The organism is Candidatus Hinthialibacter antarcticus, from assembly GCA_030765645.1.
Lineage (GTDB): Bacteria > Hinthialibacterota > Hinthialibacteria > Hinthialibacterales > Hinthialibacteraceae > Hinthialibacter > Hinthialibacter antarcticus.
Genome location: JAVCCE010000074.1, coordinates 64,232 through 85,074 on the forward strand (window position 1 = coordinate 64,232; position 20,843 = coordinate 85,074).

Genomic DNA, 20,843 nt, shown 5'->3' on the forward strand with positions numbered 1-20,843 from the left:
TCAGAGGAGAGCGGCCATGCAGACAGTCCATCCGCGGTTGAGGAACGCAGTGGTTCCAGTTCAATTCTTCGTCGCAACAAAACTTACAGAAAGCGCAGTCGCCATTTGGTCGGTTGACCCAAGCGGTCAGGTACAGCCCGCCTTGCTGGCGATTAACTATGAAAGCGATGAATCGCTTTCCTCTCCTGACGACGTGATCTTCTCGGATTGGGACAATGAAGATGACGACTATGACTACGACGATGGTTTAGATGACGACCTCGATGACGATGACGACGATGATCTGGACGACGACGACGACGACGATGATGACGATGATGATGATGATGACTTAGATGACGACCTCGATGATGATGACGACGACGAAGAGGACGAAGATGAAGAGGACGGCTTCGATGACGACATTGACGATATCGAGATTGGCGCCGATGACGAAGATGAATTTTAGCGATTACGCGTAAGGGCATAGCGAGGCTGCGCCCTTACGTTATGTTTCGTTATTGGAATTGATGATTTGCCGTACTTATGCGGTCAGCGCTTCGAGTTCCCCAAGATGCACCAGCAACTCTTCCGCCATTTTGATGCTGTAATTCATGCCGCGATCTTCGGGATAAATCTGCGCCATGGTGCAAAGATACAGGCCCTGCAAGGGCGTATCAAACGAGGGGCGCCGCTTCGAGTAATGCAGCCCAATCACCGGCTGAGTAAACTCGGCCTTTGAAATCGTCGCGCACTGGATCCACTCGCGCTGAAACGCCGGAAACATTTTCTCTAATCCCTGAATGAAGATTTCCTGCACGTCAGGCAGTTTCATGCTGAAGTAGGGGTGGTCGGCGTTCAAATAGCGCGATAAATAAATGGGGACCAGCCCGTCATATCCCGGGTCGTTAAACAAGCGCGTGTGTTCAATCACCGCGACGAACGGCGCGTCAGGATGGGTCACGTTCAGCCAGTAATAGGGCGAGATCGAACGATCAAGCCCCATCGCCATGGTGACGTTGGCCTGATAGGGAACCTGGTCAACATCGCGGCGGTAATCGTCCGGCAGTTCCGGCGCCATTTCGAGAAAACTGGGGATGCTGGGCGTCACAATCACACGGTCAAAAGTTTCCTCGCCGGAACGAGTACGAACCACCAAGCCGTCCGGCGTTTTTTCGATGCGCTTGACGATCTCACGAAAGCGAAACTCGCCGCCCCAGCCTTCGATTTTTTTGCCCATGCCTTCATAAATCTGCGCCCAGCCGTCTTTCATATAACCCAGGCTTTCGCCGCCGGTTTCTGAGCGGGTGCCGCCGCGCAATTTGATCTTGCCCCAAAACCACACAGCAGACACTTCGCGATAGCGGTCGCCGAATTTTGAGCGCAACAGCGGTTCCCACAAAATGCGGTAGGCAGGCTCGCCCATTTCGCGAATGATAAAATCTTCCGCCGTGATCGACTCGAGTTCTTCAAACGACTCGCGGCGCCGCATCCGCAACACTGCGAGACCGACGCGGATACGCGACAAAAACGGCAGCGGCTTAAACAGCAAAAGGTCTTTGGGTTTGGTGAATGGATATAACTTGCCCGCGTGTTCAAAGCCGACCGACGAGTCGCACCAATGCAATTTGTCCGTCAGCCCTAAACGCCCGGCGTAAGCCTGCACGTGGGTATCGCTGGTGAAGATGTGGTGATAAAAACGGTCAAGCGAGGTCTTGCCAAACGGGATATCCGCCGCCAGCCCGCCCAGGCCGTTCCATTTTTCATACACAGCGACGGAATGACCGTTCTGGGCCAAATGCCAGGCGAGCGTACATCCAGCGGCGCCGCCGCCGACGATGGCGTATTTAAGCGGCTTACTTGGCTTTGTCATCTAATAACAACTTATATTCAATGCTGTCGACCAGCGCTTCCCAGGAGGCTTCGATAATGTTCTCCGACACGCCGATGGTGATCCAATCCGACACGCCGTCGGTTGATTCGATCATAACCCGCGTCTTGGCGGCGGTGCTGCGTCCCGTGTCGATGATGCGCACCTTAAAGTCGGTGAGGCGCACCTCGCTCAGCTGTGGGTATTTTTCTAACAGCGCCTTGCGCAGCGCATTGTCGAGCGCATTGACGGGGCCGTCGCCTTCGCCCGCCATAAAGAACGAATCGCCGTCGACCGTCAGCCGCACCGTCGCTTCCGACCATAAGTCGCCTGATGAATGTTGGTCGACCAGCACCCGGTACGCCACCATATCGAAGTGTGAGTTATACTCGCCCAGTTCTTTACGGATCAGCAACTCAAGCGAGGCTTCGGCGGCTTCAAAAAAGTAGCCTTCGTTTTCGAGCGATTTAACTTTCGTCAGAACATTCTTGGCCACCGGCGACGATTTATCGACTTCGATGCCCATGTTTTTCAGCATGTGAAAAATATTCGACTGCCCCGAGAGTTCCGACACCAAAATGCGCTGGCGGTTGCCGACCATGGCGGGGTCGATGTGTTCGTAGGTTTTCGAGTCGCGCTGCACCGCGCTGACGTGGATGCCGCCCTTGTGGGCGAAGGCGCTCATGCCAACGAAAGGCTGGTTGTGCTTGAGCGGTACGTTGGCCAGCTCACTGATGAACATCGACAGCCCGGCAATGGTTTGCATTTGTTCAGGCTCGATGACGTCATAGCCCATTTTATACATCAGGTTGGGCAACACGCTGGAGAGATCGGCGTTGCCGCAGCGCTCGCCGAAGCCGTTGAAGGTGCCCTGCACGTGCGTACAACCCGCTTTGATCGCCGCCAGTGAATTGGCGATCCCGCAGCCCGCGTCATTATGGGCGTGAATGCCCAACGCGCCGTCGAGTTCATTGCGCATCTTTGTAACGATCTCAGTGATCTCATGCGGCATGGTCCCGCCGTTGGTGTCGCAAAACGCCAAGACGTCGGCGCCCGCTTCACACGCGGCCTTCACGGTCTGCAACGCATAGTCGGGATTGTTCTTATAGCCGTCAAAAAAATGTTCGGCGTCATAAATCACGATGCGCCCGTTCTCTTTGAGAAAACGGACCGTGTCGCGAATCATGTCGAGATTGTCTTCCAATTTAATGCGCAGCGCATTGGTGACGTGTAGGTCCCAGGTTTTGCCGAAGATCGACACCGCTGCGGTTTCCGCTTCGATCAACGCGCAGACGTTGGGGTCTTCTTCGACCTTGTTGCGCGCATGGCGGGTGCTGCCGAAAGCGCATAACTTGGCGTGTTTGAATTGAACGTCTTTGGCCCGTTGAAAAAACCCGATGTCTTTCGGGTTAGACCCCGGCCAACCGCCTTCGATAAAATCAATGCCAAAATCGTCCAGGCGCTGCGCGATGCGCAGTTTGTCTTCTAAGGACAGATTTACGCCTTCGCCCTGCGTACCATCACGCAAGGTTGTATCAAACGTCTCAATTTTCCCCGCCAAGATGACTCACCTCATACTTACAAAATAGCCGTAGACACGGTGAGCCATTATTGTACCGCTGTCGCGCTGGAATCAAACCGCCGCTTAATGTAAGAACCAATCCGGCGTTTTGGCTTCGGCTTTGACAGTCAGCGCATTCTCCAGGCGCAGCGTTCGTCCGTTGCCCGCGCTGAGGGTCAATGTGTAGACGCCCGGCTGCAAGTCGGCAGGCAGTACGCCCTCGACCCGGTTGCAATCCAGTTGAAACACATCTTCCATCGGGACCGAATCAAACCAGGCGCGATAGCCGTCGCCGTAGGTAAAGCCCTCGCCGTCAATCGAGAGAAAGAACGGCCCGGTTTCGGTATCCAGGTCAATTTCATCTGGAACAATTGAAACCACCTGCGCGGGCGCAAACGAGGCCTCGTCCAGCCAGTCTAAACTGTTTCTCAATATTTGTTGGCCGGATTCGTCGGGCGCGGCCTCAAGCGGAAACGCCAGAAAGACGGCGCGGTAATTGCAGCCCTCAATCGTCACGCCCACGCTGCGGCTGCTGGAACCGTTTGATGTGAAAGCCGTCTCAGCCGTCCCGCGACTGCCGATGGGGCGCACCATGTCAACGAAATCTTCGAGGCCGTTGGAATAGTTCATTGAGAACGACGCCACGCCTTCGCCGACGGGGTTGCCCGAGACGCCTGCAATGGTGCTGGCGCCCTGGTCATGCACCGCCATGCGAACCCCGTAGGCTTCCGCCGCGAGAGTCGAATCGTCTTTCTGGTCGAAGTAATCCTGCCCCGAATGCAACAACGCCCCGCCCTCGCCGAGATAGCGCTGTAATTCGGTTTCAAATAAATGCTGCGGGTTCCAGGCGATGACAAACGCGTCAGAACTGGGGTCTCCGACGGCGTTGAAACTTTTGCCGGATTGCACCCAAACCACGGCGTCAAACCCGTGCATATAATTCGCCGTTGGATAATCGTCTTTTCCATCGACGTCCCAATGCACATAGGTGCGCTCAATCGCGTCAAGCCAACCCATGTAGGTTTCTTCAAATGATTCACCGTTGTCGTCGTCCACCAACAACACGCTCTGCGGCCCCGGCGCCGGGACGGTGCGCATCCAGCAGGCGATGCTGTAATTCAATCCGGTGGTGAGATTGCTGAGTTGCAGGCGCTGCTCGAGGTCCGTCAACCCACTGGGGCTAGACGCGCTCGCGGTCGCCTTGATTTCGATCTTTTCGCCAGGCGGCAACGTAAACGAATCGTCGGACAGTTCAACCGACAATGCATTATTAAACCGCACCGGGGTGATGACGTATTCACACTCTTGCGCAGAGGCATTCACGATGCGCAGATAACGCTCCACGCTGCCGCTATCGCTCAGGGTCAATCGTCCGAACCCTAATTTGGGCGGCAGCACGATGGTATCCACTTCGCCAGCGGCGAACGCATCCACCCGGCCCGCGCCAGTTTCCATCGCGTTCGCTTCACGCGAGCCGTTGCTGTTTTTGGCGGTATTCGCCGTGGAGATCACAATGGCCGACTTCACCCAATCGGGCGGCCAGTTGGGGTGTAACTGGCGCACCAACGCCGCCAACCCCGCCACGCGGGGCGACGCCTGGCTGGTACCGTCCACCCAACGAAATCCGCCCGCCGTAAATTGGCTTCCCGGGAAATCCTGGTCATTCTGAGTGGCGCCGAAACTGCCCGCGCCAATCGCGCTCACGTCCGGCTTGAAACTATATTCCGCCGACGGCCCCAATGATGAAAAAGTCGCCATGCGGTTCGAGGTGAACGGCTGGTCTGAAACCGGGCCGCCGATCACTTCAATGGTCGCCTTGTCGCCGTTCGACAGCGCCTCTTTAATCGCCAGGCCAAAATCACGACCGACCAACACAACCGGAACCGATAAATTTTCGGAGTCGGGGATAATCAATTCTGAATCCGGCCGGTCGTTTTGATAGAACAAAACCCCGCGCCCGCCGATGGCCTGCACCCGCGCCGCTTTGTCCACAAACTGACACTCGCCGCGCTGTACCAACACCCAGTCAGATGCGGACGCGCCTGCGGGAAAATCGTTGCACGCGCGACCGTCTAAGTCGCCGCCAAACGCGCCGCCGTCAAGCGTGTCGGCGTCAACCACAGAAAACGCGCCAATGATCGGCTCGGTATAAAAGCCCGACGATGCGCTCGCGTCAGACGGCGAACCGAAATTCGCCTGTTCTTCGGTGATGACCGGTTCGCCGTTCACCCAAAGGCTGACCCGCAGCGCGTATTGATCAATGGTTCCATTGGCGCGGTGCGAATTGGTAATCGCGCCTACTGTGATGGCTTCCTCTACTTGCGCGGGCGCGCCGATGGTGAATGCGCGGCCTTCATTCTGCGCGGCAATCACAGCAACCGCGCCCGCCGCGACGGCATTGCGCACCGCGTCTAACTCAGCCGAATGATGAGGTTCATCAAACGCTGAAAAACCGAAACTCATGTTTAAAACGTCAGCCCCGTCGCTGACCGCCGCTTCGATGGCGGCGATGATCTGCTCGCTGCTGGCGCCGTCGGTGGTGAAAATTTTGTAGTTGCCCAAGTAGGCGCGCGGCGCAACGCCGGAGAGAAACCCCAGCGGAGACTTTACGTCCAGATTCGCAGCGGAGATCGAGGCCACGTTCGAGCCATGTCCATCGCGATCAAACAGGGTGGTGTCGCCTTGCTGACCAAAACCGGGCGGAAACACCCGCGCGGCAATAATCTTTTTATTGGTGAAATCGGCATTGCCTTTCGGAAACCCCTCAGGATACTCATACCCATCGCCTTCAAACGCGGGGTGGGTTGCGTCAACGCCCGAATCAATAATGGCGATAAATACGCCTTCGCCTGCGTTGTCTCCAAATTCAAATTTTTCGTAGGCTTCGGGCAAACGCATCAACTGGCCGCTTTGGGTCAGGGTCGGTTTGTAGGTTTTGACGCGGGAGATGTACTTTACGTCGGGGTGTTCGCGCAATTCACCCAGCGCCTCGGCATTCATGCGAACGCTGAACGCGTTGATTAAGTCGGTAAATTGTGCGCCGAGCTCGGCCTGAGGATCAACCTGGCGGCATTGTTCAAACAGGCCCGATTGTTGAGCGAGCAGCTGTTGTTTGTAGGTCGTCGCCGGGACCGGCGTCCGGCTCTGTCGCGAACGGTTATTATTCTGTGAACCGCCCGCAAGCAAAGCCGGCGCTGACTTTAACACAACAATGGAATGCAATGATTGACCGCCGGAGTAAGGCAGCGACCATACGCTGAGCGTCCCCAAAAAAAGACACAGGGACAGCCCCAATACAAAAACTTTCATTCACATCTCCAATCGTTCAAGGTTCTGTAGCGATTGTTAAACGATGTTCGGTCAGCGCGCCCGAAGGGCTTCGCGATAGATCAATTGACGAAAACTCAATCCGAACACAAATCTGACAACCACTATAAAAAAGAACCCGACCGACGCGAGAGGTTAGTCATTCACCAAATCAAATTCTTCACATAAGGCGCGGACGGCAAGTTCGGTATAATTTTCGTCGATGACGCACGAGATTTTTATCTCCGACGTACTAATCATCAAAATATTGATGCCTTTCGCCGCCAGTATATTGAACATGCGCGACGCCACGCCAGCGTGAGCTTTCATGCCGACGCCGACGACCGAAATTTTTGCAATCTTATCGCCATAGGTGATTTCTTTGGCGTTAATGACCTCCCGCAACTCGGCTTCGTTCTTTTTAATATACGGCAAATCGGTACGCTCTACCGTAAAGGATATATCAGCGCGACCATTTTCGCCCACATTTTGAACGATCATATCGACGTTTATATTGAGTTGGGTGAGGTGAGAGAACAATTTAGCCGCCATCCCCGGCTCATCGGCGATGCCCGAGAAGGTCACTTTGGCTTCTTTGGTGTTATGTATAACTGCGCTAACGACGACATTTTCCATGGTATGAACCTCCTGGGTAATCATGGTTCCGGGCTTATCTTCAAAACTCGAAAGCACTTGAAGGGGGACGTTATATTTCGCGGCGAACTGCACCGACCGCGTGTGAAGAACCTTGGCGCCGGTTGACGCCATTTCCAACATTTCTTCGTAGGACAATTCGTTAATTTTTTTCACATTTGGAACAATGCGCGGATCGGTGGCGTAGACGCCGTCTACGTCGGTGTAGATGTCGCAGCGTTCTGCATTAAGCACCGCCGCCAGCGCAACCGCCGTAGTGTCAGACCCGCCGCGACCCAGCGTGGTGATTTCCCACTCGCCGGTCACGCCCTGAAACCCGGCGACGACTACGATCTTGCCCGCGTCGAGTTCCTTACGGATTTTGGCGTCGTCAATGCTTAAGAGTTTGGCTTTGCTGTGGATTTCGTCCGTGCGCATATTAATCTGCGGCGCCAGAAACGAAATCGCAGGCTTGCCCAATTTTTCGCAAGCCATCGCCATCAGCGCGATAGACGCCTGCTCGCCCGACGCCGCCAGCATATCGCGCTCGCGCGGCGACCCGGCGGGATCAATCTCATTGGCGAGGTTTAACAGACGGTCGGTCTCGCCCGCCATCGCGGAAACCGCCACAACCACCTGATGGCCCCGCTCCATTTCACGCACCGCCCGACTGGCGGCGTTTAAGATTTTGGCGGTGTCGCCCACTGACGTCCCGCCAAACTTTTGCACGATGATCGACATGCTGGGTTCCTCTATTCTATGAGATCGGTAAATAGTGAATTCCCATTCGATTATGCCTGAATCGAATAGGTCTTAATGGTTTCATCTTCGATATTGATTTTTTCCGCCAGCGCATCCAGAAGCCGAAATCCGCGCAGGACCTTCTGGCTGCGTTGATTGACCGCCCACTCCGAATATCCGCCTTCGCCCTTCACTTCAGGAGAGCGGCTGTCATACAGCAAAAACGGCACGGGGTCGTCATTGTGAGTACGGATCGAGATCGGCGTGGGGTGGTCGGGCAACAACAGCACACGAAAATCTTCGCCGCGCCCGCGCAGTCCATCAATCAGAATGCGCAACATGCGCTGGTCAAAATCATGGACGCTTTGGGTTTTCATTTTCAAGTCGCCCGCATGGCCCATCTCGTCGGTGCTTTCAACATGGACGATCACGAAATCGTCTTTCTGCAAGACTTCCAACGCGGCTTCGGCTTTGCCTTCATAATTGGTGTCGGGCAATCCAGTCGCGCCCTCGACGTATTTAATTTCCAGCCCGGCGAGAAAGCCGATGCCGCGAATCAAATCAACAGCGGTGATGACGCCGCCGCGTAAGCCGATGCGTTCTGAATACGGTTGCAGACTCGGCGCAGGGCCTTGGCCCCACAGCCAAATCTGGGTCGCAGCAGGCTTGCCCGCAGCCAGCCGCGCTTGATTGACGGGATGCCCATCAAACACCGCGATGGATTTCTCCATCAAGCCGCGTACGAAATCCTGCGAGCCGCCCTGGGGAAGATAAAGCGCAATATCTTTATCGAGAATATCGTGCGGCGGGGTGCATTTGACCTCGCCGTTTGACGCCGCCGTCTGCATGATATGGCGATATTGAACGCCAGGATGAAACAGGACGCCATCAGCAGACAGCGCCTCGTTGAGGCTCTTGACTAACGCCTCCGCCTCTTCGGTGGAGATATGCCCGGCGGTGAATTCTTTCATCTTGCCGTCGGCAATGGTGACCAGGTTGCAGCGATAGGCGAAATCGTCGCCCAGTTCGATGCCCAGGCTGGCAGCTTCGAGCGGCGCGCGTCCCGAATAGATTTCAGCGGGGTTGTAGCCGAAGATCGACAGACACGCCACGTCGCTGCCGGGGTGCATCCCGTCCGGGGTGTTCTGCGCCCAGCCCACTTGTCCGCAGTTGGCGAGTTCGTCCATCAGCGGAGAGTCGGCGGCGGCCAGCGGCGTTTGCCGGTTGGGAAAATCGCTAACCGTATCTGACGCGCCGTCGGGAATCGCAATGATATATTTCATTTGGATCCAATCTCCAAAATCGGGTTCGGTTTACGCCTTCACGTCGTTCAGGTCGGCGATGCGAATCACCGTCGGCGGTGCGAGCACCACATCAAGCGCGTCGATTTTTTTCAGCGCCTGCATGATGTCTCCTTCTTTGGCGTGGTGGGTCATGATGACCACCGGACATTGCTGCGCATTCGCAGACTCGAGTTGCAAGACCGACAGTATGCTGATGCCGCGCTCCGCCAGTTCATTGGCGATTTTTGCGAAGACGCCGGGTTTTTCTTTCACCAGAAAGCGCAGGTAATATTCTGACGCCACTTCGCTCATGGCGCGTAACGGCTTGGCGGGCGTATAAAAGTTTGAGTAATCCACCGGACGCCGCGCCTGCGCATCCAGCGCGCATTGAATCACGTCGCTGATGACGGCGTGCCCAGTCGGCTTGTCGCCCGCGCCGCGCCCATATTCGACGGTCATGCCAAGCCCGTCTGCGTACGTACAAACCGCGTTGAACACGCCTTTGACCGACGCCAAGAGATGCGACTCAGGGATAAACGTCGGGTGCACCCGCACATCGACCTCGCCGCCCAAGTCTTTGGCGACCGCCAGCAGTTTCAGGCAATAGCCCAACTTGCGGCCATACTCGATATCTTCAACGGTGATGTTGCCGATGCCCTGCGTGTAAACATCGCTCAGTTTGACTTCGGTGCCAAAACAGATCGACGCCAGCAGCGTGATTTTATGCGCCGCGTCATTGCCTTCCACGTCGTAGGTAGGGTCGAGTTCGGCGTAACCGAGTTCTTGCGCTTCTTTGAGCACCACATCGAAAGGCCGGTTGGCTTCTTCCATAGTGGTGAGAATGTAATTACTGGTTCCATTGATAATGGCGTAGATTTCATCAATCTTGGCCGACGCCAGGCCGCCGTACAGCGACTGAATAATGGGAATGCCGCCGCCCACCGCGCCTTCGAAATAGATTTTGCGCTGATTGTCTTCGGCGAGTTTAAACAGTTCGGCGCCGTGCGTCGCCAGCAGCGCCTTGTTGGCGGTGACCACGTCTTTCTTATTGTTTAACGCGCCGATGACGAATTCTTTGGCAATGGTATCGCCGCCGATGAGTTCGACGACGCAGTCAACCTCGGGGTCGTTGATAATTTCCCAGCCATCGGTGGTGGTTTTGACCTTTGACAAATCAACGCCGCGGTCGGTGGTCAGATCGAGGTCTGCCGCCGCATATAACACAACATCCGTCCCTGCGCGTTTTGTGATTTGATCGGCGTTTTGCAGCAACGTCTTGGCCGAACCCGCACCGACGGTTCCAAGTCCAATCAATCCAACCCGATATGCCATAATTCACCTTTTGATTTCGAGAGAGTGACAGCTAGTTTATCTTGGGGGGGCTAATCATTGAAGGAGAAGCGAATTACATAAAAAAATCTAAAGATATTCTGTTTGAACCGAAGCAAGTAGAGTTGCGCCCATGCCAAGAGCGACAACATGCTAGCCTTATTGAGATTCTTTCCAGGAGAAATAGCGGTAAAACCGCGCCGTCGGTTGACAGCGCCACGGCTGGATTTATGATAATTGGCTCATCTGTTTGACATATCGGCGGCTTAGCCAAGTGGTAAGGCAGAGGACTGCAAATTCTCTATCCCCGGTTCGAATCCGGGAGCCGCCTTTTCTCCTATCTGCACCAGATAGAGCCTACAACGATAGCGCGTATTCGACTATGTGATATCCTCTTCCTCATCACCTTCCTCCACGTCATCTAGTGCGGTAGGAAAATTAATCAATTTTGATGCTTCTGAATTTGGTAATTGCTCAACCGTGCGCAAAGCTCTCTCCATTGCCCGTCTCCTCACATCAGTCCTTTCAACAGTTTTGGTTGCAGTATTTAACTGTTTTTTTATCTTTTCCAATACATCGCCAAACTTACCAAATTCTGTCTTAACCGCACCCAATACCCTCCAAACCTCTACCGCCTGTTGTTCAATGGCTAACGTCTGAAATCCCATGCGAAGGCTGCTCAGGAGCGCCGCCAAAGTAGTGGGGCCTGCAATGACAACCCGGTATCGATTCTGAAGATCTGCAACAACGTCTGGCTGCCGAAGAATCTCTGCGTATAAACCCTCCGTCGCTAGAAACATAATTCCAAAGTCAGTTGTGTAAGGCGGATTAACATACTTATCATGGATGTCTTTTGCGGCGACTCGAACTGCCTTCGCCAAGCCGTCTACCGCCGACTGGACAGAATCTAGATCGGCTGTGTCTGCTGCTTCTTGGAGACGATTATAGTCTTCCTGTGGAAATTTCGAATCAATCGGAAGCCAAATACAAGCCTCGGGATCATCTTTAGGCCCTGGCAATCGAACGGCAAACTCAACCCGCTCTTGTGAATTCTCCTTAACCTGGACATTCTTTGCGAATTGTTCTGGATTAAGAATCTGCTCTAAGATCGCTCCAAGTTGGACCTCGGCCCACGTTCCGCGCGCTTTCACATTGGTCAGAACCCTCTTTAAGTCTCCAACGCCCGTGGCTAATTTTTGCATCTCCCCTAAACCAGTATGCACAGCCTCAAGTCTTTCACTCACCTGTTTGAATGACTCACCAAGCCGTTTTTCTAAAGTTGCGTGTAACTTCTCATCCACGGTCTTGCGCATCTGTTCGAGTTTTTTTTCATTATTTTCCTGAAGCTCTTTGACTCGGGAATCAAATGTCGTCCGAATCCGTTCCAATGTTGCATGATTGGATTCGGTTAATTCCTTCAGCTGTTTCGTCATCGAATCAAGTCGCTCTTTTTGGACTTTTCCTAGACTGTCCAATGTTCTTGATAGCATATCGTTCGTTGACTTAAGCCCAGCCGATACTTCTTCTCGTAATTCTTTACCCGAGTTTCTTGATTCTTCTCGCCCGAGTCGAAGTTCTTCGCGCACTTCTTTCCCAACTTCTTTCAGACCTTTTGGCCCTCTAGCGATCAATACAATTACAGCGATCAAAGTTAACGCGGCGATGATTAGGGTCAGCAGCAGCAGGTCTTCATTCATTGTTTTTCACCGATTTAGTCGTTGGGGAATTTCGTATTAATGAAGAAAACAGGAATAAAAAACAGTATTTCACCAAATATTTTTCAAACTTCAGTCCCCCATTTTAAACCCCACCCATAGATGTCTCATATCGTAAAAATAAAGTCAAGCACTTTTTTTGAAAAACAGATTTCTTCAAGGGCTGAACCTGCCTGCGGCAAGCAGGTTCGCTACGCTCATTCTTGCCCTTACCACCCCGCCATTGATACGAGTTTACAGTCCTGGCGTGGGGGCGCCTCTGTGAGCGCCTGTGCAGAAGGGCATGAAAACCCGCACCGAAGCGAAAAGAGACGTACCCACGCCAGTGCCGATTGTTTGCCCTTATACATCACACAATCAACCGCCGTCTTGTTTCCAAGGCGGCGGTTGATTGTTTTATATGAATTGGATTTTTACGCTGATTGATCGAAGAGGTATTTCATCAACGCTTTTTGGGTGTGCAGGCGGTTTTCAGCTTGCTCAAAGACGACTGAGCGGTCGGATTCTAACACACCGTCGGTAATCTCTTCGCCGCGATGCGCGGGCAGGCAGTGCATCACCACCGCATGATTCGGCGCCTGGCTCAGCAAGCCCTCGTTCACCTGATAACCCTGAAACACGCGCTTGCGCTCGTCGGTTTCTTTTTCCTGCCCCATGCTAGTCCACACGTCGGTGTAAATCGCGTCAGCGCTCTTCACTGCCTTGACCGGGTCGAGTTCAAAGGTGATCGCCCCGCCCCAATCGTGCGACATTTCGCGCCCCTGCCAGGTCATCGACGGGTCTGGCTCATAACCGCTGGGCGTACACACCGTCAAATGGAAGCCGAGCAGCCCGGCGATGAGAATCAGCGAATTGCATACGTTGTTGCCATCGCCGATGAAGGTCAGGTTGAAACCTTCCAGATCGCCGCGCTCGCGCAGGCAGTCCCAAACGGTAAACAGGTCGGCAATCGCCTGACACGGGTGGCCTTCGTCTGACAGCGCGTTAATGACTGGAATGTCCGCATACTTGGCAAGGTCCATAATCGACTGCTGCGAAAACACGCGCGCGACCACCAAATCGACCCAGCGCGCCAGGTTGCGGGCCACATCTTTGACCGGCTCGCGCTTGCCCAGGTTGATATCCTGGTTGGTCAAATACACGGAATAGCCGCCCAACTGTTGAATGCCTGCCTCGAAAGTGACCTTGGTGCGCAACGATTGCTTTTCGTTAATCATCGCCATGGTCTTGCCTTCGAGCGCTTTAGAAAATGCGCGCGGATCGGCTTTCATTTCAGCGGACAGTTGAAAGATCGCGAGTAAATCTTCGCGGTTTAGGTCGGTAATGAGTCTCAGGTCGCGTTTTTTCATGAGTGGTTCTCCAAAGATACAGTCAGGCAATCATCCAGCGCAGGCAATACGCCGAGTAACAAATCTTCATTCACAATTAACGGCGGCAGAAAACGCAGCACGTTCGGTCCCGCCGAACCAGCCAGGTAGCCCCGCTCACGCAGTTTTGACAGCAAGCCAGCAACGGGGCCGGTCATTTCAACGCCGATCATCAGCCCGCGCCCTCGCACCTCTTTGATGCAAGCATGTTTTGTCTTCATCAAGTTCAATTGGGCGCGAAACATCTCGCCCAGCCGTTTGCTGCGTTCAGCGAGATTGTCGTCGATGATGGTCAAAAACGCCGCCACCCCCGCCGCAGCCGCCAAGGGATTGCCGCCGAAGGTCGAAGCATGGGTCCCCGGCGTAAGCAATTCCGCCGCGTGGTCTTTCATCAACAACGCGCCCATCGGGACGCCGCCCGCCAGGCTCTTCGCCAATGCGATCAGGTCCGGCTCGACGCCGAATTCTTCGCTGGCGAACAAATGGCCCGCGCGCCCCAGGCCGCACTGCACTTCATCAAAGATCAACAACGCGCCAGTTTTGTCGCATAAGCGACGCGCCTCTTGCGCAAACTCAACGCTGACCGGATGGATGCCGCCCTCGCCCTGCACGGGTTCAAACAACACCGCGCAGGTGGAAGCGTCCACCGCGTTCGTTAACGCCTCGACGTCGTTGATGGGAACATGAACGAAGCCTTCCAACAAAGGCTCGAAGCCCTGGTGATATTTTTCTTGTCCGGTCGCGGCCAACGCGCCCATCGTGCGACCATGAAACGAATTTTGCAGCGCAACGATTTTGTGTTTGCCTTCGCCATGTTTTTCTTTTGAATATCGGCGGGAAAGTTTAATGCCCGCTTCGACGGCTTCGGCGCCGCTGTTGCAGAAAAACGCCTTGTCCGCGCCGCTGTGTTCAACCAGCAAACGCGCCAATTCGATTTGTGGTTCGATTAGATAGAGATTGGAAACGTGCAGCAAGGTTTCAGCCTGCTTTTGAATCGCAGCAACCACCCTCGGGTGGCAATGGCCCAGGTTGTTCACGCCCAAACCCGAAAGCAAGTCTGTATATCGCCGCCCCGTGTTGTCCCACACTTGTGCGCCTTCGCCGCGCACCAGACACAAATCACGGTGACCATAATTGTTGCTCAATACAGCCGCAGCGGCATCCGCCGCCGATAGAGACGCCGTCGTCATGGCGTCGCCCTCCCTTCGGTTCTAAGCAGGATCGGGATACACCTGCGTTCCTACGCCGGTGTCGGTAAACAATTCAACCAGGACGGAGTGTGGGACCCGCCCGTCGATAATGTGCGTTTTCTTCACGCCGCCGCCGATAGCCGTCAAACAAGCCGTCAACTTGGGAATCATCCCGCCCTGGGCGTTTCCTTCGGCGATCATTTGTTGCGCTTCGGTCGCAGACAACGACGAAACAAAACTGGCGGGGTCGTCTTTATCTTTGAGGACTCCGCGCATGTCTGTCAACATGACGAGGCGTTCGGCCTTTAACGCGCGGGCAATTTCTCCCGCCGCAATGTCGGCGTTAATGTTGTACGCATGGCCGTCGTCGCCCATCCCTACGGACGAAATAACGGGAATGAACCCGTCGGTCTCAAGCGTATTGAGAATGCGCGGATCGACGTTGGCCACATCGCCGACATAACCGATGTCGAGTTCTTGCGACGGGTCTTCGCTATTGCGGTGCATTTTTTTCTTGGCGCGAATCAAGCGGCCGTCTTTGCCCGACAAGCCGACGGCGCGCCCGCCTTCGAGATTGATACGCGCGACAATGTCTTTGCCGACCGCGCCAGTCAACACCATTTCGGCGATATCAACGGTTTCTTTATCGGTGATGCGCAGCCCGTCGATGAACTCCGTCTCTTTTCCGAGACGCTTCATCAATGCGGTCACTTGCGGGCCGCCGCCGTGCACGACGATGGGGCGCATCCCCACGTAGTCGAGCAACACCACGTCGCGGCAAAACTCCTGCTTGAGCGTTTCGTTGGTCATGGCCGCGCCGCCATACTTAATCACCACGGTCTTGGCGTAGAACTTCCTGATGTATGGAAGCGCTTCAATCAGATGCTGGGAAAAAAGTTCACGGTTGTCAGTCACGATTGTCGTCCCGCTAGTAGATCAATTTATTTAATGGATATTCGATGATACCAACCGCCCCGGCGTGTTTGAGACATGGGATAATCTCGCGCACGGTTCGCTCGTCCGCAATAATCTCAATCGCGCTCCAGCCTTTTTCATACAAATTTGAAACGGTCGGATTGGTGATGCCTTTCGGCAAGGCCTTCATCACGGCTTCCAAATCAGCTTCTTTGACATTCATTTTGATGCCGACCTTGTCGTTGGCGTTGATGGCGCCTTCAAGCATCATCGCCATGCGGTCAAGTTTGTCGCGCTTCCACTTATCTTTGAACGCGGTTTTATTGGCAATCAAGTTGGTCTGCGACTCAAACAGCGTGTCAACAATGCGCAGATTATTGGCGCGCAATGACGAGCCGGTTTCGGTCACGTCAACAATGGCGTCGACCAGATCAGGACACTTCACCTCAGTGGCGCCCCATGAAAACTCGACGGTCGCATTCACGCCGTTCTCGGCGAGATAGCGCTTGGTGGCGTTGACCAGTTCGGTGGCGATGCGTTTGCCTTCGAGGTCTTTCACGCTATGAATGTCAGACTTCTCCGGCGCCGCCAACACCCAGCGCACCGGACGCGGCGTCGATTTGGAATAACAAAGCGTGATAACCGATTCTACCTCCGAGTCGTTTTCGCGCACCCAGTCCTGCCCGGTGATGCCCGCGTCGAGCACGCCGTCTTCAACATAGCGCGACATCTCTTGCGCGCGCAGCAGCACAATCGAAAGTTCCTGGTCGTCGCAGCTGGGGTAATACGAACGGTCGCGCACTTTGATTTTGTAGCCAGCGCGTCCAAACAGGTCAAAGGTCGATTCTTGCAGGCTGCCCTTGGGCAAGCCCAGTTTCAATACATTTTCGCTCATGGTGTTTTCCTAAATTTATCTCTATTCAACAATCGTCAACGAGGAGCCCAAGCGGACGATTTTATACAGTTCTTCCACGTCTTCGTTATACATGCGAATGCAGCCGGCGCTTTTACGAAAACCGATGGTGTCAGGCTCGTTGGTGCCATGGACGCCCAGGCTGCTGCCGATGCCCATCCAGCGCGTACCCAGCGCATTATCAGGATCGCCCGGGTCTACGATGCCGCCGGTCGGTTTATACCAGCGCGGGTTTTCCTGTTTGGTCTCAATGGTGTACTTGCCCGCAGGCGTTTTATAACTCTGTTCGCCAATACCCACTGGATACCATTTGATGAACTTCCCGCTTTCGGTCAACAGGTTCAAGCGGCATGATTCTTTTTCGACCACAATGCGAAACGGTTCTTTGGGAACCTTCAATCGCTTGCCGATGCGCAGCGAACCGCGCAGGCGGTTGGCTTCGTTCACATACCAGGCGGTGGTTCCGTACAGGCTGCCGATTTTAATGGGCGAGTCGCCCTTCTCGACCGTGTACAGCTGCGAAAATTCATCTAACGTCGGCGACCACAGCGTGGCCGAATTCATTTCGGTCAAACGGTCTTTCGCAGCGGCGATGACGCTTTGCGGCGCGTCCATCTCTAATAGTTCATAGAGATATTCGCGCTCTTTATCAACATTGCCTTCTTTGGCGTATGACGTAGCGATTCCAACCAGCGCTTCGCCGCGCAAGACCGGGTCGGTCGCGGACGCCACTTCACTAAAGATCGCCCGCGCCTCGGCGGGTTTTTCTTCCAGCAACGCGCTTGCCTGACGCTGTCGCGCCGTGAGGAAGTATTCGCTTTCGGAATACTCCGAGACAAGACGGTTCCAAATTTCGAGCGCTTCTTTGTGTCCGCCTTTTTCGTAGGCGAGCGCCAATTGATAGAGTGCGCGGGCCGCGCCGGGAAAGCGGTCTCCCGCCTGCACGACCGGCAGCAACGCCGGGATCGCCGTCTTCACGTCGCCCGACTCGATCAGCGATTCCGCCAGGTGCAACTGGTTCCAGCGGCCTTCTTCGACCCGCTTGTTATAGAGCAAAAAGCCCGCCGTACCGAGCGAACCCAAAAATACGAGAACCAATAAATAAATGAAAAATGTCCGGTTCAACATGTCTCAACCTCCAAGTCCACAAACAAAACGACCAAACCGCCAACCTCATTGGCGCGTAAGACGACCTCATACGAAAACACGTATTGTAACCCGCTTTTTCCAAAACCCCTGAAAAAAAGCGAAACCCGCCTCTCCACAACAAGGCGGGCGTTCGCCGAACATTCAAGCGGATGAGCCGTTGTCTTACGCAGCAGAACCCAAACGGTTGGGGTCAATCGCCTCGCCGTCGTCTTTGACTTTCTTCGGTTCATGCTTGCCCATCATCAACAGGATGGGGCTGGCAACAAAGATTGACGAGTATGTACCCACCACAACGCCGATCAATAGCGTAAAGGCGAAGTCGTGAATGACCGGCCCGCCGACAATGTGCAGCGTTCCGATGACCAATAATGTGGTGACCGACGTCAACACCGTACGCGACAAGGTCTGGTTGATGCTGTGATTGACGACGTCAGAGAAACTCTGTAAACCCGATGTGTAATTTTCGCGAATGCGGTCAAACACAACGATGGTATCGTTCAATGAATACCCAAGCACCGTCAGCAGCGCGGCAATGATGGGCAAGTTAAACTCCGTACCGGTTAACGCCAACATGGATAGCGTAAACAAAATATCGTGGAACAACGCCGCCACCGCCGCCACCGCAAACCGGAACTCAAACCGGGCGGTGATATACAGCAGGATGCCTACGCTGGCGAACAGGATGCAATACAAACCTTTGAGCAACAGCTCGCCGCCGACCTTGGCGCCGACCGTGTCTGCTTGCAGGGTTTCAAACCCCCGGCCCGGGAACACCTCGCGAATCTTGGCGTCGAGTTCGTCTGAACTTTGCACCACGGCGTTTTCGCCGCCGCGAACCCGGATCAGCATTTGTTTGCCTTCGCCGCCTAGAACTTCCTGAATGACCGCGTCCGCAACGCCGATTTGCGCCATGCCGCCGCGCACTTCGTCCGCCGTGATGACGTCGTCAAACGCCAAAATTACTTCGCTGCCGCCGGCAAAATCGATGCCCTGGTAATTCTGCCAATTGGCGGCGAGAAAAATAAATCCAGCAAGGCCAATTGCCAAAGACGTCATCATAAAGACTTTGCCTTGCTTGAGGAGATTGTAGTTGGCGTTTTCAAAGAACCGGATATTGCCGATCGACAACGTCTCGGCGCCGCGCCCGGCGATAATATCAAACACCAGACGGGTCACGAAAACGGCGGTAAACATCGAAATGATGATACCCAGCGACAATGTCACTGCGAAACCTTTAATGGGGCCGGTTCCAAATTGGAACAGAACCAACGCCGTAATCAACGTCGTTAAGTTGGCGTCGAAAATGGTCATAAACGCGCGACCGTAGGCTTTGTCTAAGACAAGAGGCAGGTTTTTGGCGCGCTTGCTTTTCATTTCTTCGCGCATACGTTCAAAGATAAGAACGTTGGCGTCGACCGCCATACCGATAAGCAATACCAGACCGGCGATACCGGGCAGGGTCAGCGTCGCGTTAAAGAACGCCATGCCCGCCATCAGAAGTATCAGGTTCATTACGACCGCCAAGTTGGCGACCATACCGACAAACAGGTAGTACGCCGCCATAAAGACCAACACAATGGAGCCGCCGATCATGCCCGCATAGATGCCTTTTTCAATCGAGTCTTGACCCAGTGACGGGCCAACCACGCGGCTTTGTTCAACGTGCATCGGGGCTGGCAAGGCGCCTGCGCGAAGCACAACCGCGATGTGGCGCGCTTCCATGATATCGCCGATGCCTTCGATGACGGCGCTGCCGCCGCGAATTTCGCTGCGAATCACCGGCGCAGTAAACACGCGGTCATTCAACACAACCGCGAGGTATTTGCCTTTGTTGTCGCGGGTGGTGCGGTGAAACATCTTGCCGCCGTCGCTGTTAAAATTCAGAGACACGCGCGGTTGATTGGTGGTCGGATCCATCGTCGGGAACGCGTCATCCAATTCCGAGCCGGACACTTCAACCTTTTTCTTTACCAGATAGAGATAGCGGTGAGCGAAATCAAAATAGGGAGGGTAAGGCTCTTCTTCATTGCCCCACACAAACATCAGGTCGCGGTCGATCATGGCGTTGACCGTCGAGCGCTGTAAAATCGTATTCACCAACTCGAAATTTTCCGGCGTCTGTACTGCAACCGCCGCTACCGAGCGCATCGGCATTTGCGCAGCCAACAGGCTCTGGAAATCTTCCGGCGCAGCAGCGTCAATATCGGAAATAATGCGTACCAGGTCCGGTTGCTCCGCGACGATATGGAAACTTAATTTTGAATCAGCGCTTACCAGCTTTTTCACGGCGTCGGGATCGCTAAAACCAGGCATTTCCAACACGATGCGGTTCGGCGCTTGTTTGATGATGGCCGCTTCGGCGACGCCGAAGGCGTCAACGCGGCTTTCAATCGCGGCGGCGGCGCTGTCAAGCACAATTTCTTTCGCATACGCGATATCCGAATCGCTTTTGCCCTGGGCGCGCAATTCCGCTTCGTATTCTTCGATATCCACTTCGATAACCAAGTGAACGCCGCCCTGCAAATCAAGACCGAGTTGCAGGCTGTTATCTTTCATCTCACGCAACGCGCGCTTCTTCGCCATGAGTTCATTTTGCAGCTCAACAGCATTTCCCTGGCCGGATTCAATCTTCTTTTCGATCTCTATGATTTCTGCCGAGCTGCCGGAGGTGCGCAGCAAGGGGTCAATCGAATAGAATTCGTAGGTAGGCAATAGCAGCCAGAGGGAAATCAATAAAACAAAAACAGTGATGGCGATTCGCCAGACGGGGACCCTCTGCATTTTACTCAAACTCCTTTAGGACGTTAGGAACGAAAAATAGGGCGTTCAAGACCGTTTCCAGGGAACGCACGAAAGTGTACCTTACCCTTAGCCAGATACACAGTCAACGCT

Annotated in this window: 14 protein-coding genes and 1 tRNA gene; 2 read left to right on the forward strand and 13 right to left on the reverse strand. The window is 54.4% G+C overall.

The features are described 5' to 3' along the window. Positions 1–16 precede the first annotated feature (16 nt). A complete protein-coding gene (locus P9L94_19140) occupies positions 17–448 on the forward strand; it encodes a hypothetical protein (protein MDP8246207.1) in 432 nt (143 codons plus the stop codon). 75 nt (positions 449–523) lie between these two features. Here P9L94_19140 and P9L94_19145 read toward each other — a convergent pair whose 3' ends face one another. The 6 genes from P9L94_19145 to P9L94_19170 all read right to left on the reverse strand — a co-directional run bounded on the left by P9L94_19145 (position 524) and on the right by P9L94_19170 (position 10,705). Then, entirely contained in the window at positions 524–1,852 is a 1,329-nt protein-coding gene (locus tag P9L94_19145; protein MDP8246208.1) for an NAD(P)/FAD-dependent oxidoreductase, read from the reverse strand. Then, the gene (cimA, locus tag P9L94_19150; protein ID MDP8246209.1) at positions 1,836–3,410 is read right to left on the reverse strand and encodes a citramalate synthase; all 1,575 of its coding nucleotides are present in this window, start codon (positions 3,408–3,410) and stop codon (positions 1,836–1,838) included. Before cimA ends, P9L94_19145 begins: the two co-directional genes overlap by 17 nt. A gap of 84 nt (positions 3,411–3,494) precedes the next feature. Then, positions 3,495–6,719 (reverse strand): S8 family serine peptidase, encoded by a 3,225-nt coding sequence (locus P9L94_19155; GenBank protein ID MDP8246210.1) that lies wholly within the window; start codon positions 6,717–6,719, stop codon positions 3,495–3,497. Between the two features lie 153 nt (positions 6,720–6,872). Beyond that, entirely contained in the window at positions 6,873–8,090 is a 1,218-nt protein-coding gene (locus tag P9L94_19160) for an aspartate kinase (protein MDP8246211.1), read from the reverse strand. Positions 8,091–8,140: 50 nt separating this feature from the next. After that, a complete protein-coding gene (locus P9L94_19165; GenBank protein MDP8246212.1) occupies positions 8,141–9,373 on the reverse strand; it encodes a cofactor-independent phosphoglycerate mutase in 1,233 nt (410 codons plus the stop codon). Between the two features lie 30 nt (positions 9,374–9,403). Then, positions 9,404–10,705 carry a homoserine dehydrogenase gene (locus P9L94_19170; GenBank protein ID MDP8246213.1) on the reverse strand — a complete coding sequence of 434 codons (1,302 nt, stop codon included), beginning with the start codon at positions 10,703–10,705 and terminating at the stop codon, positions 9,404–9,406. A gap of 257 nt (positions 10,706–10,962) precedes the next feature. On the opposite strand from P9L94_19170, the gene P9L94_19175 reads away from it, so the two are divergent. Next, positions 10,963–11,033, forward strand: a tRNA-Cys gene (locus P9L94_19175). 49 nt (positions 11,034–11,082) lie between these two features. On the opposite strand, the gene rmuC is transcribed toward P9L94_19175, so the two are convergent. The 7 genes from rmuC to secD all read right to left on the reverse strand — a co-directional run bounded on the left by rmuC (position 11,083) and on the right by secD (position 20,732). Then, positions 11,083–12,399, reverse strand: coding sequence for a DNA recombination protein RmuC (gene rmuC / locus P9L94_19180; GenBank protein MDP8246214.1), 1,317 nt, complete (start codon positions 12,397–12,399; stop codon positions 11,083–11,085). Between the two features lie 431 nt (positions 12,400–12,830). Further along, positions 12,831–13,766, reverse strand: coding sequence for an ornithine carbamoyltransferase (gene argF, locus P9L94_19185; GenBank protein MDP8246215.1), 936 nt, complete (start codon positions 13,764–13,766; stop codon positions 12,831–12,833). After that, positions 13,763–14,974: an aspartate aminotransferase family protein gene (locus P9L94_19190; GenBank protein ID MDP8246216.1), complete on the reverse strand. Its 1,212-nt coding sequence runs from the start codon at positions 14,972–14,974 to the stop codon at positions 13,763–13,765. Before P9L94_19190 ends, argF begins: the two co-directional genes overlap by 4 nt. A gap of 21 nt (positions 14,975–14,995) precedes the next feature. Continuing rightward, positions 14,996–15,889: an acetylglutamate kinase gene (gene argB / locus P9L94_19195; GenBank protein MDP8246217.1), complete on the reverse strand. Its 894-nt coding sequence runs from the start codon at positions 15,887–15,889 to the stop codon at positions 14,996–14,998. 13 nt (positions 15,890–15,902) lie between these two features. Next, positions 15,903–16,784 carry an ATP phosphoribosyltransferase gene (gene hisG / locus P9L94_19200; protein MDP8246218.1) on the reverse strand — a complete coding sequence of 294 codons (882 nt, stop codon included), beginning with the start codon at positions 16,782–16,784 and terminating at the stop codon, positions 15,903–15,905. Between the two features lie 21 nt (positions 16,785–16,805). Next, positions 16,806–17,930 carry a L,D-transpeptidase family protein gene (locus P9L94_19205; GenBank protein ID MDP8246219.1) on the reverse strand — a complete coding sequence of 375 codons (1,125 nt, stop codon included), beginning with the start codon at positions 17,928–17,930 and terminating at the stop codon, positions 16,806–16,808. Positions 17,931–18,113: 183 nt separating this feature from the next. Next, positions 18,114–20,732, reverse strand: coding sequence for a protein translocase subunit SecD (gene secD / locus P9L94_19210; protein MDP8246220.1), 2,619 nt, complete (start codon positions 20,730–20,732; stop codon positions 18,114–18,116). Positions 20,733–20,843: the final 111 nt, after the last annotated feature.

Bases quoted from the DNA above. Each gene is read 5' to 3' on its own strand.
- P9L94_19140 (MDP8246207.1), top strand. From the start codon at position 17: ATGCAGACAGTCCATCCGCGGTTGAGGAACGCAGTGGTTCCAGTTCAA.
- P9L94_19145 (MDP8246208.1), bottom strand. From the start codon at position 1,852: ATGACAAAGCCAAGTAAGCCGCTTAAATACGCCATCGTCGGCGGCGGC.
- P9L94_19155 (MDP8246210.1), bottom strand. From the start codon at position 6,719: ATGAAAGTTTTTGTATTGGGGCTGTCCCTGTGTCTTTTTTTGGGGACG.
- P9L94_19160 (MDP8246211.1), bottom strand. From the start codon at position 8,090: ATGTCGATCATCGTGCAAAAGTTTGGCGGGACGTCAGTGGGCGACACC.
- P9L94_19165 (MDP8246212.1), bottom strand. From the start codon at position 9,373: ATGAAATATATCATTGCGATTCCCGACGGCGCGTCAGATACGGTTAGC.
- P9L94_19170 (MDP8246213.1), bottom strand. From the start codon at position 10,705: ATGGCATATCGGGTTGGATTGATTGGACTTGGAACCGTCGGTGCGGGT.
- rmuC (MDP8246214.1), bottom strand. From the start codon at position 12,399: ATGAATGAAGACCTGCTGCTGCTGACCCTAATCATCGCCGCGTTAACT.
- argF (MDP8246215.1), bottom strand. From the start codon at position 13,766: ATGAAAAAACGCGACCTGAGACTCATTACCGACCTAAACCGCGAAGAT.
- P9L94_19190 (MDP8246216.1), bottom strand. From the start codon at position 14,974: ATGACGACGGCGTCTCTATCGGCGGCGGATGCCGCTGCGGCTGTATTG.
- hisG (MDP8246218.1), bottom strand. From the start codon at position 16,784: ATGAGCGAAAATGTATTGAAACTGGGCTTGCCCAAGGGCAGCCTGCAA.
- P9L94_19205 (MDP8246219.1), bottom strand. From the start codon at position 17,930: ATGTTGAACCGGACATTTTTCATTTATTTATTGGTTCTCGTATTTTTG.
- secD (MDP8246220.1), bottom strand. From the start codon at position 20,732: ATGCAGAGGGTCCCCGTCTGGCGAATCGCCATCACTGTTTTTGTTTTA.